This is a genomic window from Edwardsiella ictaluri ATCC 33202, assembly GCF_000264785.1.
GTDB classification, from domain to species: Bacteria; Pseudomonadota; Gammaproteobacteria; order Enterobacterales; family Enterobacteriaceae; genus Edwardsiella; species Edwardsiella ictaluri.
The window spans coordinates 1-15,968 of the sequence record NZ_AFJI01000009.1 but is presented as its reverse complement, the minus strand read 5'-3'; the positions used below and the strand labels follow the sequence as shown (position 1 = coordinate 15,968).

The 15,968-nt window shown below is 58.8% G+C and carries 10 protein-coding genes and 1 pseudogene; 3 read left to right on the top strand and 8 right to left on the bottom strand.

Annotated features, from left to right (window positions below; translation table 11 throughout):
- The first annotated feature begins 138 nt into the window (after nucleotides 1-138).
- Nucleotides 139-1,041 (top strand): N-acetylmuramic acid 6-phosphate etherase, encoded by a 903-nt coding sequence (gene murQ / locus EIEH_RS01015; protein WP_015870389.1) that lies wholly within the window; start codon nucleotides 139-141, stop codon nucleotides 1,039-1,041.
- 46 nt (nucleotides 1,042-1,087) lie between these two features.
- Here the strand turns inward: murQ and EIEH_RS01010 are convergent, their stop codons facing one another.
- The 5 genes from EIEH_RS01010 to EIEH_RS00985 all read right to left on the bottom strand — a co-directional run bounded on the left by EIEH_RS01010 (nucleotide 1,088) and on the right by EIEH_RS00985 (nucleotide 10,897).
- Nucleotides 1,088-1,576 carry a hypothetical protein gene (locus EIEH_RS01010; RefSeq protein WP_015870388.1) on the bottom strand — a complete coding sequence of 163 codons (489 nt, stop codon included), beginning with the start codon at nucleotides 1,574-1,576 and terminating at the stop codon, nucleotides 1,088-1,090.
- A gap of 174 nt (nucleotides 1,577-1,750) precedes the next feature.
- Nucleotides 1,751-2,404 carry an oxygen-insensitive NAD(P)H nitroreductase gene (nfsB, locus tag EIEH_RS01005; RefSeq protein WP_015870387.1) on the bottom strand — a complete coding sequence of 218 codons (654 nt, stop codon included), beginning with the start codon at nucleotides 2,402-2,404 and terminating at the stop codon, nucleotides 1,751-1,753.
- Between the two features lie 487 nt (nucleotides 2,405-2,891).
- Nucleotides 2,892-4,055, bottom strand: coding sequence for a serine hydrolase (locus EIEH_RS00995; protein ID WP_015870385.1), 1,164 nt, complete (start codon nucleotides 4,053-4,055; stop codon nucleotides 2,892-2,894).
- 290 nt (nucleotides 4,056-4,345) lie between these two features.
- Nucleotides 4,346-9,175, bottom strand: coding sequence for a hemagglutinin repeat-containing protein (locus EIEH_RS00990; protein ID WP_015870383.1), 4,830 nt, complete (start codon nucleotides 9,173-9,175; stop codon nucleotides 4,346-4,348).
- Nucleotides 9,176-9,217: 42 nt separating this feature from the next.
- The gene (locus EIEH_RS00985; RefSeq protein ID WP_015870382.1) at nucleotides 9,218-10,897 is read right to left on the bottom strand and encodes a ShlB/FhaC/HecB family hemolysin secretion/activation protein; all 1,680 of its coding nucleotides are present in this window, start codon (nucleotides 10,895-10,897) and stop codon (nucleotides 9,218-9,220) included.
- Between the two features lie 559 nt (nucleotides 10,898-11,456).
- Between EIEH_RS00985 and EIEH_RS00980 the strand changes: the two genes are divergently transcribed.
- Both EIEH_RS00980 and EIEH_RS18715 read left to right on the top strand, forming a co-directional pair.
- Nucleotides 11,457-11,867 (top strand): hypothetical protein, encoded by a 411-nt coding sequence (locus EIEH_RS00980; protein ID WP_015870381.1) that lies wholly within the window; start codon nucleotides 11,457-11,459, stop codon nucleotides 11,865-11,867.
- 20 nt (nucleotides 11,868-11,887) lie between these two features.
- The gene (locus EIEH_RS18715; protein WP_015870380.1) at nucleotides 11,888-12,304 is read left to right on the top strand and encodes a hypothetical protein; all 417 of its coding nucleotides are present in this window, start codon (nucleotides 11,888-11,890) and stop codon (nucleotides 12,302-12,304) included.
- 594 nt (nucleotides 12,305-12,898) lie between these two features.
- Here EIEH_RS18715 and EIEH_RS00965 read toward each other — a convergent pair.
- From EIEH_RS00965 to EIEH_RS00955, 3 genes and pseudogenes are all read right to left on the bottom strand, one after another.
- A pseudogene (locus EIEH_RS00965) lies at nucleotides 12,899-13,060 on the bottom strand (IS1 family transposase); the annotation flags it as partial.
- Between the two features lie 230 nt (nucleotides 13,061-13,290).
- Nucleotides 13,291-14,028 (bottom strand): conjugal transfer complement resistance protein TraT, encoded by a 738-nt coding sequence (traT, locus tag EIEH_RS00960; RefSeq protein ID WP_015870376.1) that lies wholly within the window; start codon nucleotides 14,026-14,028, stop codon nucleotides 13,291-13,293.
- 554 nt (nucleotides 14,029-14,582) lie between these two features.
- Nucleotides 14,583-15,968, bottom strand: a 1,386-nt coding sequence (locus EIEH_RS00955; RefSeq protein WP_035608338.1) for a hypothetical protein, incomplete at its 5' end; no start/stop codon positions are given.

Below are 15,968 nucleotides of genomic sequence, written 5' to 3'. Positions count from 1 at the left end.
TGTCTTATATCCCCGCCCTGAAGGACGGGGTTTTACGGCGCACTGGATAACGCCGGTCTCTCCCAACGGTGCTATGCTGTATCACCGCGGCGTCGGCCGTCTGCGCCGCACGCTCCCTACAGCCAGAAAGAGAACCCCATGAGCCTGAACCTTGACGCCATGATGACCGAACGCCGTAACCCGGCCAGCGCTGCCATCGATACCCTGTCCACCCTGGACATTCTGAACCTGATCAACGCCGAGGACAGTAAGGTCGCCCCGGCCATTGCCCGTATCCTGCCGCAGATCGCTCAGGCGGTGGATGCCGTCAGCGCCGCCTTCGCGCGTCAGGGACGTCTGATCTACTGCGGCGCCGGTACCTCTGGACGCCTGGGGATCCTGGATGCCAGCGAGTGTCCCCCCACCTTTGGCACCCCGGCAGGACAGGTGATCGGCGTGATCGCCGGCGGAGAGCCGGCCATTCTGCAGGCGGTCGAGAATGCGGAGGACAACCCGCAGGCGGCGCAGGACGATCTGCAGCGTCTGGCGCTGTCATCCCGCGACGTGGTGGTCGGTATCGCCGCCAGCGGACGCACCCCCTATGTTCTGGGCGCCCTGCGCTACGCCCGCGGTGTCGGGGCGACCACCGTTGCGCTGAGCAGTAACCCGGACAGCCCGATGGCGCCGCTGGCCGATATCCTCCTGACGCCGATCGTCGGCCCCGAGGTGATTACCGGATCCTCGCGGATGAAGGCGGGAACAGCGCAGAAGATGATCCTGAATATGCTGAGCAGCGCGGCGATGATCCGCAGCGGAAAGGTCTATGGCAACCTGATGGTGGATGTAGAGGCGACCAACGCCAAGCTGGTCGAACGCCAAATCCGCATTGTGATGGAGGCCGGGGAGTGCGATCGCGCTACGGCCGTCGAGGCGCTGGAGCGCAGCCAGCGGCAGTGTAAAACCGCCATTGTGATGGTACTGAGCGGTCTGTCGGCCACCGAGGCACAGGCGCTGCTCGAGCGGCACCGGGGCTTTATCCGCCCGGCGCTGGATGAGCGTTAGGCCGAACGCTAAACGCTGCCCGCGCTGCGGGCAGCGGAGGCAGGGGTTACTGCAGCCAGGCGCGGATAATCCGCCCCAGCTCGTCGATATCGCTATACAGATGATCGTTTCCGGCAACGCAGCGGCACTGCGCCGTCTCCCCCACCAGCTGGGCCAACGCCTCATAGGATCCGAAGGGATCGGCCTCCTGCTGGATAATCAGCACCCGCTGGCGGGCGGTCAGCGCCTGCAGCGCCCGGCGCTGCTCGGCGTCATACAGGGAGAGCGCCACGCCGATGAAGACGGTCTGACGCCCCTGCAGCGCCGGCGTCAGGACACAGGCCAGCGTACCGATAGATTTGGCCAGCAGCAGGTCACACTGGCCGTGCGGCATATGCGCCAGCTCGGCCTGCAGATCGAACGCCGCCTGCGGCTGCTGCCAGGCGGCGAAACGGTGCACCTGCAGATCCAGCGCGGGCACGTGCAGCGCATGCGCCACCCCGGCTATCCACTGCTGGGTTGCGGGCACCTTGCCCGGAATTGCGATCGCTTTCATTGGTCTTCCCCTTATCCAGTCAGACGCCCCGGCGGGACGCGGTTGCCTCCGTTATAGCGCGATTGTCTGTCGCTGTCCTCCCGGCGGGGAACATGTCTGACAAAAAGGCGCAGCGGCTAAAATGTCACGCCGGGCGACTGCCCCCCACGGTGGCAGGGGCGGGGGAAAGGCGTCTCAGCACTCGGTCAGGATCTCTGACAGCGGCAGACGGGACTTGGGCAGCGCGGCGTTAAAGTCCTCTGCGCTGTGGTAGCCCAGCGCCACCAGCACCACGCTGGTCAGCCCCTGCTGCGGCAGGCCGAATTCGGCATCCAGCGCGGCGCTGTCAAACCCTTCGATCGGCACGGCGTCGATATGCAGCGCTGCCAGCCCCAGCAGAAAGTTGCCCAGGTTAAGGTAGACCTGCCTGGTCATCCACTGCCCGGCATCCTGCAGCGTATCGCGGTGCATTGAGGCAAAGTAGGCGCGCCCTTTATGCTGTGCCTCCATCGCCTGCGGCGTCGCAAAGCGGCCATCGGCCTGCTCCTGCTGCAGCAGACGCTGCAGATAGGCTTCGTCTATCTCCGTTTTCGCGCAGAAAACCACGACGTGCGAGGCCTCCAGCACCTTACACCGGTTGAACTCATAGGAGCCCACCGTCGTGCTGGCAATGCGCGCCTTACCGGCATCGCTGCCTGCCAGAATAAAGTGCCACGGCTGGGAGTTGGTGCTGGAGGGGCTCAAACGCAGCAGCGCCTTAACGCTGTCGAGATCGCCGCGGCTGAGTTTCCGGTCAGCGTCAAACACCTTGGTTGAGTAGCGTGATTGCGCCGCAGAAATGATATCCATCGAGAGACTCCTGGTTGAACGAATGGTGACCTCTCCGGCGTCCTGATCCGCTGCGGGAGGGGGTTCAGACTATCCTGTTTATTCCGCCGCCAGCAAGGACAATCCTGGCGGTCATCCCCCGCCGCGGCGGGCTTGCCCCCCGGCGCAACGGATGATCGGCGAAGATCCCACCGTCGCCCTGCCCACCGCCGTTTACCCCATGGAGAAACCCGATGCCTCTGGAGATAGCCCCGACGCGGAGGCACCTGGCGGAGAGCTGACTGGCGCCGGGACAGATCCTGCTTGCCAGCGCCCGCGCCGCGCCTGGCGATCGCCATCGCCGGGAGCCTGCTGCACCGTGCATGGGCAACCGGTGCGCACGCGGACAGGCGAGAAAAACCTCATTTCGTGGATTTTTGTCTGCTGCCGGTCAAATGGGGTCTGCCTCTGTTATTGGCCGTGGCGACGATGGCCGCCACACAGACAACGTAGCTCTGGCCGCCCCCCTTCAGCCGATCTTAATCGCGATATAGTCCTCAAGACGGGAGAACCACCCGGCCTCGGCGACGGGGGTCAGCGTTCGCAGCGCATAGCTGCCGATCTTCTTGCCGCCGTACAGGTAGTCCACCTGCCCGACGACCTCGCCCTTCGCCAGCGGCGCCTTCAGATAGTCATGGCTCAGGGTGTACTCCACCTTCACGTCGCGCAGCTCGCCCTTCGGCAGGGTATAGTAAATATTCTGCGGGCTGCCCAGCGCCACGGTCTGCTGCTGACCATAGCGCACCTGCTGACAGGTCACCGCTTTATCGCTGGCTGCCAGCTGCACGGTCTCAAAGTTACGATCGCCCCACAGCAGCAGTTTCTTTGCCTGCACCTCACGCCCGCGGCTGCTGTCGGCCCCCATCACCACGGCGATCAGACGCTGACCGCGGGCGTCAACGCTGGTGGCCACCAGATTGAAACCGGCGCTGGCAGTATGGCCGGTCTTCATCCCGTCCACGTGCAGATCCTGATCCCACAGCAGCCCGTTACGGTTGTTCTGGGTCACCCCGTTCCAGCTCAGGCTCTTTTCCGCATAAAAATGGTAGTAGGGCTGCTCATGGGTAATGATGGCACGGGCCAACAGCGCCAGATCGCGCGCGCTGCTGTACTGCCCGGGTGCATCCAGACCGTGCACCGTTTCAAAGTGGGTATTCTGCAGGTGCAGCGCATTGACATAGGCGTTCATCTGACGGACAAAATCGGCCTGATCCCCACTGACATAGTCAGACAGGGCAACGCAGGCGTCGTTGCCGGAGTCAATGATGATCCCGCGGATCAGATCGCTGACCGTCGCGTGATCCCCCGGCTTGAGGAACATCAGCGACGATCCCTTAAACAGCGGATTGCGGGTCGCCCAGGCGTCATCGCCGATCGATACGCGATCGTTGAGCCCGATCCGTCCCTGATCCAGCGCCCGCTCCACCACGTAGTTGGTCATCAGCTTGGTCAGGCTGGCCGGGTTACGCCGGGCATCCGGGTTCCCGGCAGCCAGGATCTGTCCGGTCTGGGCATCCATCAGTACCCAGGAGGCGGCATCGATATGGGGCGGCACCAGAGGAAAGGCCATCTGTGCCTGGGCGGCACCGGCAAGCAGTAAGAGGGCCAGCGGGATTTTGGCAACTGTATTCAAAGCGTTTCCTCATTCAGATATCGACGTTGCGCGCGGGCATATGCCATGCCGCGCCGCCCGCCCGCACAGGGGGGAGGGCGCGGCTATTCTTAACAAAAGCCGCCCGCCATAGTGTCAATAAATGTAAAAAAAATAATTCAGTGAGTGATATTTGTAATAAAAACCACGGAGAGAAGTACGCAATACCAATAGTGCAAAAAAATAATAATGTCCGGAACACGTACCGCGCAGATAAAAAACGGCGGCCCGCAGGCCGCCGTTGAGGATGGATAACGTCGCCACTATCCGGTTTATTGTTTACTGTGGACCCCGCTCAGGCTGCTTTCCGGGTGGCTCTCCCTGGAAACGCTCAGCGGAAGCTCTCCCTTGGTCACCAGCTTGGTGGCAACCTCCGTCAGCCCGCCGACGCTCAGCGGAAGCGCCCCTTTCGCGCTCTCCTGATCACGGTGTCCGGCCAGATCGCGCTGAACCACGCGACTGCCGTTCAGATCGACCTGTCCCGCCGGGCTCCCGATCGTCGCACCGGTCAGATCAGTATCGCCGTTCACCTGCAGCGTCACCCCCTGTTGTCCGGATAGCCCGGTCTGCTGTGTGACCGACAGGTTATCCACCCGCTTGCCCTCCGCCTGCAGCGATCCCTGCGCGCCGGGCGCGCCGGTCAGCGATGATTTCACCGCGTTACCGGCGCGGCGCACAATGCGATCCCAGAGTGATCCCTGCGGCTTGTCACCGCCCTGCGCCACCGTCTCATTCGTCTTGTTAAGGTCGGCGCTGCCGGTGGTGTCCTGACGTTTATCCAGGCGGCGTACCGCACCGTTATATTCGTCGCTCACCTTATCGCTGACCTTGTCGATGGCACCTTCCAGCTTACTCTGTACCTTACCGGAGAGATGCGGTGTCGCGATGTTGGACAGTTTCGCCGTTTTGCTGGCCTCCTCATCATTGCTGTGGCTGAAGGTCAGCCCGGCGTTAACCTGCGTACTGCGCTCGCTGTCCTGACGGCTCTCCAGATGCAGATCGCCCCCCACCTCGCCACCGATACGCTGCGCATCGACCCGCGCGCCGGCCAGCGACGTATCTCCCTGGCTGGATAGCGTTACCTGATTATCGGCATGGATTTGGCTGTTCTGCTGCGTCGTCTGCGTCTGCCGATCGACATCCACCTTTATCCCCGTATTCAGGGTATGGCGATTCTGGCGGCTGGCCGGATCGGCCTGCCCCTGCGCGTCCTTACTCACGTTTTGACGACCGGACAGACCGCCCGAGGCATCGATGCCCCAATTATTTTTCTCTTGGGTATTGCTGGCCGACTCCAGCCCGATTCCGCCCTGTTTCGCACTCAGCGCGACATCGTGCCCCGTGACCTGCGCCCCCTGCAGATGCAGCGCGTCACTATCCTGCGCGTCAGCGCTCAGGGTGACGTTGGCACCGCTGATGCGCGCGCCCTGCGCCGTTGTCTGCTGCTCATTTTGTATCGCCACCTTGGCTTTGGCTCCCACCGATCCCCCCCGGCTATCAGCACTATCGCTGCTGCCGTGGCTGGCGCCACCACTCAGCTCGCCAGACCACAGGCTGCCCTGTTGACGATGTTCTGACTCCGCCTGGCTCAGATCCAGTTTCTCACCGGCCTTGAGGGTAACATCCCCTTTGCTGCTGACCTCTGTGCCCTGCAGCGTCAGAGAGTCACCGCTGGTCAGCGAAACCCCGCCATCGGCGCGGATCTGCGCCGTATGCGCCTGGCTTTCACTCTGCTGGCCGTTATCCTGCCCGCCGCCCAGCGCTGCACTGCCGCTGTTGCTGCTGCTCATATCACCGCTGAGACTGGCGTGGGCATCATAGCCTGCGTGGCTGACGCTGTGGCTATCCGTCGCCTGCCCCAGTTGCAGATCGCTGCCGCTGTTGATCTGTACCTTGCCATGACCGCCGTCCAACGCCGTACCCTGATAGCGCCCCTCCTGTCCCAGCTGAATATCAATGCCATTCGCCGCCTGTACCTTGCCGGTCTGGGCCGTAACATGCTGCTCCTGGCTGCTGCGATTCTCCCCCTCTCCCCGGACAGAACCGCCGATATCCTTGCCGGTCGTGGTAGAGATGCGCAGGCTGGCACCGCCGTTAACGTCACCCGTCTGGCTGGTGTGGCTGTCGCTGGCCGCCTCAAAATGGTGACTGTCTGCCTGCAGGCTGACGCCGCCGTCGGTAGCCTGGTATTGCGTCCCCCGGTCATGCACCCCGTCGCGCGCCGTGACCTGAATAGCACCCGCCTGGATCTGCGTGGTCTGCGACTGGGTATCGCTGCTGCTCTGTGTACGGGTACCTCCGCTGGCGGCGGCATCGATCCCCAGATTCGGTTTGCCGATGGTGCCAATTTCATTGACTACGCCGTTGGTATCCAGGCTGGTGCCTTTCTTCACCGCCCCTTCCAGCGGACGGGTCACCGCGCTGTAGTCAACGCTCGCGCCCGCCTCGGCATGGACCTGGGTACTCTGGCTGCTGTTGCTGTCGCGATTATGGGCCTCCAGATGCTCTACGCTGGCGGCCTGCTCCCGGTAGACGCCACCGGCCTGGTGATGCGCCCCTTGCTGCGTCAGCTTATCCGTCGCCGTAATAGTCAGGTTACCACTGACCTTACTGCTGCTGCCCTGCGCCCGGATCTGCTCATTTTGTGTATCGCTGTGGCTATAGTGCCCCTCATAGCCGCTGCCGGCCTTATCGATACCGGCGGTGTAGTACATTCCACCTCCCGCCTGCGTCTGGCGGGTATGGCTGGTTTTGCTCTCATCGGTGCTCACAAAGGCGACGTTCTTACCGCTTATTTGCGCATCGCCCGCCCCGGCCTGCAGATGAGATCCGCTAAACACCACGTCATCTCCCGCCGTCACCTCAACGCTGCCACCGCGAAGCTGGCTGCCACGGTGAGTCACGCTGCGGCTCTCTTCCTGCCGTGAGGTGTGCTCAATACCAACCCCGGCGCGATACTGTTTATCCCCCTGTGCCTTGGCATACGCCGTCGCCTGCAGTGAGGTGCTATCTTCATCCAGCGTATCCACACCGGCCGCTGCCGCAACATCGATCCGCCCTGCGGCCTGCAGCGCCAGTTTTCCGTTGCTCTCAACCCGGCTGCCGTTGACCTGAATATCGCGGGCGCTTTTTACCTGCAGGTTCACATCCGACGCCAGCTGGCTGCCGTGTACCTGTTCATGGCTCTCGCTGCGCTTCTCCGAGGCGGTGGTGATGTTAAAAGCGCCGCCGTGGCGGCTGTTATCCTGCTCACGCGTCGTGTTCACCACCCGGTCGATAATCACATCGCCGCGCTGGGACTGCACCGCGCCACCGCGCCCGCCGTGCGCCCGGCTGCCGCTGATCGTCACATCCTGCCCGGCGGAGATCGTCAGCTGGCCGCCGCTCTCGACCTCACTGGCCTGACTGCGCTCCTGGCTGTGATTGTTGTCCTGCTCGCCGCCGCCGCCGATCCCGCCCCAGTAGGTGTGGTTGTCGATCTCAGTCTTACTGTTGGCGATGTTCTGCACTGTCAGGTTCACCTTCCCCTCAGCCGCGATCCCGGCGTCATTATCCGCCCGGATCTGCGCCGCCTGGGCGCTGAGATCGCCACCGGCTTCCAGATTCAGATCGTGCCCGGCGTGCAGGCGCGTCTGATGCAGACGCTCCTCGCTGCTGCGCTGACTCCAGCTCCCGCTGCTCAGCGCAGCCCCCTCATTGCGCTTATACCCCGTCAACTGATGCTCATCGCGCTCCTGTATACCGCTCAGCGCCACGTCCCCCTTCGCCTTCAGGCGCAGATCGTGACCGGCTCTGATCTCGCTGCCCTGCAGCCGCAGATCGCCGCGCGTCGCACTGAGGCTGGCGTTATGATGTGCATCGATACGCCCCTCTACCGGGCGCTGCTGGCTGTCGCTGCGCGTTTCATCGTGCTGCCAGGAGTAAAACCAGCGGTTATCGGTCTGTTTCTGCTCCTGCGTCAGCGATGCGCCATCCAGCAGCATCTCCCCGCCGGCGATCGTCACATCATCGCCGCTGATATCCGTGGCGGTCAGGTGGTTGCTCTCCGCCGCCACCAGGGTCAGGTTCTTACCGCTGAGAACCGTGCGCCGGTAGTCCTGCTCCCGGTGGCTATCGCTGGTATGGATCCCGCCGCGATAGTTCTGGTAATTATCCTTCCCCTCCTGCTGCTCATCGTGCTGAGACAGGGTGCCCTCGGCACGCAACGTTCCCGCCTGCAGCGAGATATCGCCACCGCGCAACTCCGCAGACTGCAGGGCCAGACGATCCTTGGCTGAGACCGCAATCGACTGATCCGCGTGCAGACTGCCCGCCAGCTTCACCCCGCTGCCGGCGGCGGTGCTGACGATGCGGATCCGTCCGGCCTGCATGCTGCCCAGGTAATAGCTGTCCAGCGCCGTACCATTGACGCCCGCGTCAATCTGACGGAGATCGCGCGTCAGGCGGTTATTGCCGCTGACGGCGTTTATCTCACGGGCGCTGATGGCACCAATGTTCTCAATGCGCGGCGCCACCAGATCCAGCACGCTGTCCGTCGACACCCCTCCCGCACCTATCTGCAGACGATTGCCATTGTTCAGGGTCGAATAGGCGCTGAGTGCCCCGTCCTCGACCAGCGGATTACCCACCACCAACGCCGATCGGGTCGTATTGATAAAACCGCAGCCATCACAGGTGATGCCGTTGGGGTTAGCCAGCACATAGTCTGCTGCCATGCCAAACACCTCTTGCTGCCCCAGCAGCAGTGAGGGATTACGGCTGATCACCTCGTTCAGGATCACGCTGGCACTCTGTCCGTGTAGATTGGGGTTGGCCGCCAGCGCACCGGCCAGCTGGGAGTTTCCGCCCGTCAGGGCGTTGTTGAATACCGCACCGGGGCGGTTAACGTTAAAATCCCGATACTGGTTATGGGATAGCCCACGCTCCGTCGGTGTGACAATATTGACCACCTGGGCACCGCTGGGCGCCGTCGCCACACCGGGACCCAGCGCCCCGCCGTCCGGTACAATATTGCCGGCAAAGCTGCTGCAGGAAATAAAGGAAATGGCGATGATGGTCGCCAGTCGCCCTGCCGAAGAGAGTTTGAAATGTTGATATGCCATAGAGATTGCCTCATATCAGCGCCCATGGGCGCCAAAGCAGAGTTAAAAGGAATAGGAAAATCGTGTTAATAGTTGGGTCGATTGACCCGGAAAATTATTATTTGAAATTGCCCTGGCGCGCCCGACCTCAATATCAAGCTGCGCGGAGGCTGTACTCAGCGTGACGCCGACAACGGCGCCTACGCCACTCTGCCATCCCTGATTTCCCGCGTTCGACAGCACCCGGCCAACGTCCAGACCGATGCGTGGCGTCACGGTGAACGCCCGCCAGCCCAAAGGGCGCGACAGCGTATTCTGCCAATACCATCCGTTATCTGCCGACAGCGTGCCCCGCTTAAATCCACGCACGGCGCTGCGCTCCGTGAGGCTGACCCACTCAACACCCGGCAGCGGATCCCGGCTGTATTGCCCATACCACTGGGAGCTGAACAGATAGACATCGTCGGCCAGCGTCACCCGCTGGTTCAAACCGGCAGAGAGCTTTAGCTTGGTATACTGCGCCTCGGCCCCGGTGCGCAGACGCCCGCGATCGGCACCCAAAATGGACAGCCCCCGCTCCACGCTGAGATTGCCCGTGGCGACACCGCCGGGCAATATATGCAGATGGCTGAAGCCCAGCTCCGCCACGCTCAGGGTCGGGCTGCTGACCCGCAGCAGATCATCCTGCAGGTAGCTGCGGATGCGCTTATAGGTCAGCTGAACGCCCAGCGTATTGATTTGACGCTGGCTGCGCTGCAGCACCGCATCACCGCGCAGGCCATACTGACTGGCCTGTCCATCCAGCAGGATGCGGGTATGCGGCAGCGACTGATGCATCTGATAGTCCGAGAAACTGGCAAAGCCGCTGAAAGTCAGGTCGCCGTAGGGCAGCGAATAAAACAGCATGTAGGCACGGCTGTAGCGCGCCGATGGCGCTGCCAGCGTGGTGGATGCGCTCAGGCTGACAAAGTCAGAGAGCCCCAGCGGGCTGTCCAGCGTTGCGCTGCCACGCGCCACCCACTCTCCGGTACTTTGCTGGCCGTAGTTGTCCAGCGAGCCGCTGACCTGCCAGGGACGCCCCCGGCGGTTATACAGACGGATCACCGAACCGCCGACGTGCTCCCCGGGCAGGATATCCATACTGACGTGGTTAGATCGCAGCCGGTTGGCCTGATCCAGCCCCTGGTCCAGAGCGGCCAGGCGCAGTGGTTTACCGATCGCACCGGGGAACAGCCAGCGCCGGTTCACACCCCGATCGCTACCCTCGATACGTTCGATAAACCCCTCCGTCACCCGAACGCCCAGCTCGCCGCGCGCGTTGGGGCGTAAAAACTGGACCCGGGCGGTGATATAGCCTTTCTCCAGATACAGGGCGGTCAGCTGTTTCGCGAGATGATTGATATCACGGCTGCGGATACAGTGCGCTGGCAAGGCATCCAATGCACGGAGATCGCGCAGGGATAACAGCGTGATCCCGGTTAAATAGACGCCACTGATCGGCAGACACGCCGTATCCTCACGTAATTGGGCTGGCGCAGCCCCGGTGGGGCGCGCCCGACGTTGTTTCTCCAGACGCTGAAAGCTCTGCTGCTCCAGCAGCGAATTGACTTCACGCGCGCTGTTCTGCAGCGCCCGCCGCGACTCATCAGTCGGCGTATTATCCCAGACCGGCACAGCGCTCGCGCCGCACGAAATACCCCAGAGCGTAACCCATAGCAGGTAGAAAGGCGTTTTTTTCTTCATATTATTCCCCCGGGCGATGGCGACCTGTCGGTGGAGTTATCGTTATCTTCCCTGCATGGAACGGCGAAAAAGCATCGTAAAGTTAATCCTTTCTAATCTGGTATTAAGATTAATCTCAATTTGTAATATAAATCAACACAAATCTATTCAAATTCTATAATTAGAGCGCTATCAATACCTCTATTTTACAAAATATTGTGCTACATCAATTACCATGGATATAGGCAATGGATTGCGCTCAAAGAATGAATCATTGGTAATTTGATTTAGAAAAGCAGAAATAGGCTGAAGATCATCAGGGAAACAGAGGGCCGCTATTTGTCATATCCTCTCCCTCTGAAATATGAGGATATTTTTAGCGCCATGCCATTGGCAAGGCGCTAAATGCGGCGCTGGAAAAATAGCCGTTTGTAACGATAGCAGGCATCATTGGTTATTCCATGATGTCATGTGTGATATGACGACAGGTAACGCCACACAGGATGCGCTAATCTTGATAACAGATCCGTGACGGTTATCGTCATCAACCAGTATATTCATATTCTCAAGGAGAGTTATCATGGTTCAGTCAGCTACGCTGTCAGCGCCCGGTGCCTGTTCCGCACCGGGAGAGGTGCTGTCCGACGCCGCATCGGCTATCGTGCTGCGGGTGGTGGATCGCGACGACGCGCTCAATCTGATGCGCACTCTCGTCTTTCCGGTCAGCGAAAGTAAGGAGCAGGTAAGCCAGGCCCTGCAACGTAACCCGCAGGCCATCGAACAGTGGCTGGCACATTTCAACAGCGGCTTTACCGAGAATCTGCAGTGCTGGCTGCAGCAGTATATTCTGGTGGTTCCCCACGTCCGTGAAAACCTGCCGGCGGTGCAAAGCCATCTGGTGCGGCTGCTGAACGCCCTGCAGCTCACCTACCGTCCCGGTGCCATCGTACCGCTGACCCAGTGGGTCGATATGCTGGAAACCCGCGCCTGACCCCTCCACCGCCGGGCACGATGGGTGGCTCATCCCCGCGTCGGCAGAGCGTCCTCCTTCGGGCGCTCTGCCGTCATCTCCTCCCCCTGTTTCCTCGCCTCTGCGTACATGAAAAGCGGCTGTTCCAACTGCGGACACACTATGAGGAGAAAGCACCACTTCACCAGGCGCTGGCCGGGATTAGCACCGCATTGGGTACCCTGTCCGATCGACTGCCCTGCCCACTGTCCGGCGGACAGCCGCTGGCCTTTGTCGCCACGCAAGGCGATCCCACCGGCACGACGACTCCGCGCGGCTGGTCCGCTACCCCCTGCGATCCTCTGATCGCCAACGGTAACCATGACGCCCGTTACGTTTCCCGCCCACCGGGATACGGCGCAGCCGCCCCTTTCGCAGCCTGGCTCCAGCACGCCGTGGCGCTGCCGGGGATAGGGTGATCGGTGGTCTCAAATCGACGGGGTAAACGGGAGGTGCTCTCAGCTTGGATCAGGAATAACAATGGAAAAGAAATCCTTGCCATAAAAAATCAATTACAACAACAAAATATAAACAGGAAAACAAAATATCCCATTTATATAATTTTTACTAAATTACATAAAACATCATGCATATAATCACAACAGTTCAACAACAATTGCCTACAGCCACCATGGAAATATATTATTGGCGTACATCCTGCGTGCTAAGCAACGACAAAAGGTGGGTCATACATAAGTATTGATTACGCTTCCAGCGGCTCTTCCCCTGAAAAAATGTGTGGAACTAAAATGGATATACTTACATATACTGGTGATACCCCCAATGAGTAGAACATGTGTTTTTCGATAAACGCTCCGATGACTTTTTCGTGTATTCTGGCTTTATTAATGAAATGGTCGCCTCCTATATCCTGTGCCACAATGGGACCATAAATCCTCACTACTTTTTTACGCTGATGGCTCTGCCGCCCGGACTACAGCGGAATCAACGTGCCAAGCCGGTTAACGTCAGATTTACCACACCCACCCCTGGTGAAACCGCACATCGGGTCAGATACGCTGGGTGAAGATTTTGCCGGTCAGCGGTATCCCGCCCGGCACCTCTCTGGCGTAGCTACCCCAGCCACCACCGATGATAAAACCAATCTGGAAAGGGACAAGCAGGCTCAGCAATTTACGGCATGTTTCATCGTTGCTACACGGACTGACGGTATAGGTGCGCTGAAGAACGTGGGGGCACGCGGACGTGACCGGCAACAGCCTTACCGTGGCGATATCCGTGGTTGGCATGGCAACCGGAAGAGTGAGCGGTGATGGAAACCATGAGCCGCAGAGCCTCAAAAGCACCCATCATGCCGATTTAACCGATCGTAGGCATTACCCTCCAGGGAAGGAGATAGATCCGTGAGCCTCAGCCAGAGGCTCACGGTGGTCAATACACCGTTTTACAAAATATTGGCAATGGATTTAGCCAGCTGCGCTTCCAGTACCGGCCTTGCCTGATCAAACTTCAGATTAACCTGATTGGCGCTGGAGACGATACGCGTCTGATACCGATGCTGATTCCCCCGCTGACTGCTGATCTGCACCTTGGCTCCCGAGGTTCCCTGGCGCAGGGCTGCCACATTATCTGTCTGTACTTTAGCCATGGTACGCTCCGCAATCTGCACATCGGTGACCATGGTATAATTTACATCCTCAACCATCGCATCCGCCGCCAGGCCAATCAACCCCGCGGCCAACCCCACGCCCAGCGTCGCCCCGGCAGAAGAGGTATTATACGCGGTCATACCGGCCCCCAGCGCAGCACCCAGCGCAGCGCCCTGATACCCCTGATTCAGCAGCCCCTGCGCCTCTCGCAAATCCATCCGGTCAGCCCGTAATACGTTAGCCTGTACCCAGTAGTAGGCCTGATCGGGGTTGGAAACCAGCTGATAACCTTTGGCCCGGATATCTTCGGCGATTTGCGCCTGCAGATTGTCCAGCGTTTTATCCGAGGTATTCTTAACCTGCAGATAAACGGTTTTCTGAGACGATGGCTCCAGCCAAATGGTCTCACTCATCTGGGTTTTTACCTCCAGATTACGCTTCTTTATTGCAGTACTCATTGCCCCACACCCAGACAACAGTAAGCAACAGGAAACCAGGCCGACAACAACGGCTTTTTTATAATGGTGTTTCATATAGATATACTCATTCAGAGGTAGAAATTTGGTAACAATGATTTCAATGCATTACTGCAGGTCGGCGATTATAGAGAGTGAGATTATTTTGATGCAAATGGATATACATTTCACTCCGGTTATTCAGGAGTATTCTTACATCAACTTAAATCATTGCAAAAAAACAAGCTCAAAGAGTGACCACCTAGAGTAAATCCATAGTAAAACAATGAGATAATTCTTATCAAGGGCAACGACTTCGTAACCCAGAAGCATTAACCATAAAGAGTTAAACCTGCTAAAGAAAAGGCGGTTGTAAATCTGACCGCCTCCCTCTATTCACTATTTGTCCTTTATTTTCCTGAAAAAAGAGATTATCTGGCATGAAAACCCCGGTTATCTGGGGGGATATTTAGAGCCTATCCCAGTAGGCATGTATTGTTGCAGCCCGTTTGGACACGGACTGTGCGCAACAACCGGAGCGTACACGCAGTACGTGAGGATTGTGAGCACGGCCCAGGAGCAAAATGGCAAATCAAATAGCCTAATGGGATAGGCTCTTATTGTGGATCTGTCTAGACATAGGTGGGGACGTGCGCTCCCTTCATCGGAGGAGCCTGTATCAACGGGTTGGTACCATTACCAAACGCCATCAGCACTTCCAGGGATGCACATTCGAATGCGCCGTTGATGCGCTGGCTATCATCTCCCGCCATCCGAAGGCCTGCGCAAAGGCGCTCACCAATGGCTTGCAGCGTTTTATTAACCTGTTCTCTATCGTGGCCGCAATGTTCCAGCAGCTTATGAAGCGGATAATGTTTTTTCATCACATCGGCATCATGAGTCAGCACACTGTTACGTACAAAGGATTCCGCTGCGGAATTAGCCTGCCGCATGAACAGGTAATTGATATCGTTAAAACGATGATCCTGAAACTGCCCGTCACCAAATTTGCAAAGACCAAAATCGATTGCTTTCAGAAGCAGTGCACTATCGCTATTGCGCTGGTGTACCAATAGATTGTGCATGTGCAGATCGCGATGAGAGAGTTGACCACAGTAGAAAGCTCTGGTCATGTCCAGCAACTGAATGGCGATAGTTTTCGACTGATCCCCACTCAGTTCTGATAAGGCCCTGTCAAGCTCACGGGTGGTGATCTGCTGACTGTCGTAGAGTGCGACCTGAGCGTAATCGAATTGCGGACTGACGCTGGGGGGCGTGGGGATCCTCTGTTGTGTAGAGATGTACTGTTGGAGTTCTGCATTATCGTCTGCATAACCCTGCACCCGCCCCTCACAGTCAAAGTCGGCACACCCCGTCTGGTCTCTGGCCTGCAGCACCCCGGTTTTGGGCTCAAAACGTTTATGAACGCCACCGGCGCCAAATTTATCATCTGTCAACTGCGCTAATTGACTGTCAGAGATCTCCTTCCGGTAACCCTCCAGTGAGAAGACAGGGCCATTAACATACTCTTTATCGTGTTGCAGGCCCAGTTGCGTCAGTAGAAGCGCCTTTTTCTCTGAAGACAATATCTCACTCTTCACCGGATGGCCGCTGATGCAATAGCTGATTTTATAGTCCGCCTGTTCGGGCTCTATGGCGATAGTAAACAGGGGGCGGTGATGGGGAGCGGTTAGTCCGGAGAGCTTTTGGAAGATCATATACGATGAAACCCCCTCTTGACCGTCCGTAACCAGATCGAATAGGCCATTCAGGGCATCTTGCCTTTTCTCGGTATTGAACGAGTCTTTGAACCTGGCCCAGAGCCCTCTATGCGTGGCTGTCTCTTTATCACCTCGCATTATTTTGGTGACCCGCTCATTACTTAATTGTAAGGGTGTGGTGCCAATATTCACTTTCATCTTCGTTATGGTTCTCGTTATGGTTATACATTCTTTTGGCTGATGGAGTGAGGTGGAGGGCTTTGCAGTTCTGGTGTGGCGTCTATCATCAAACGCCTT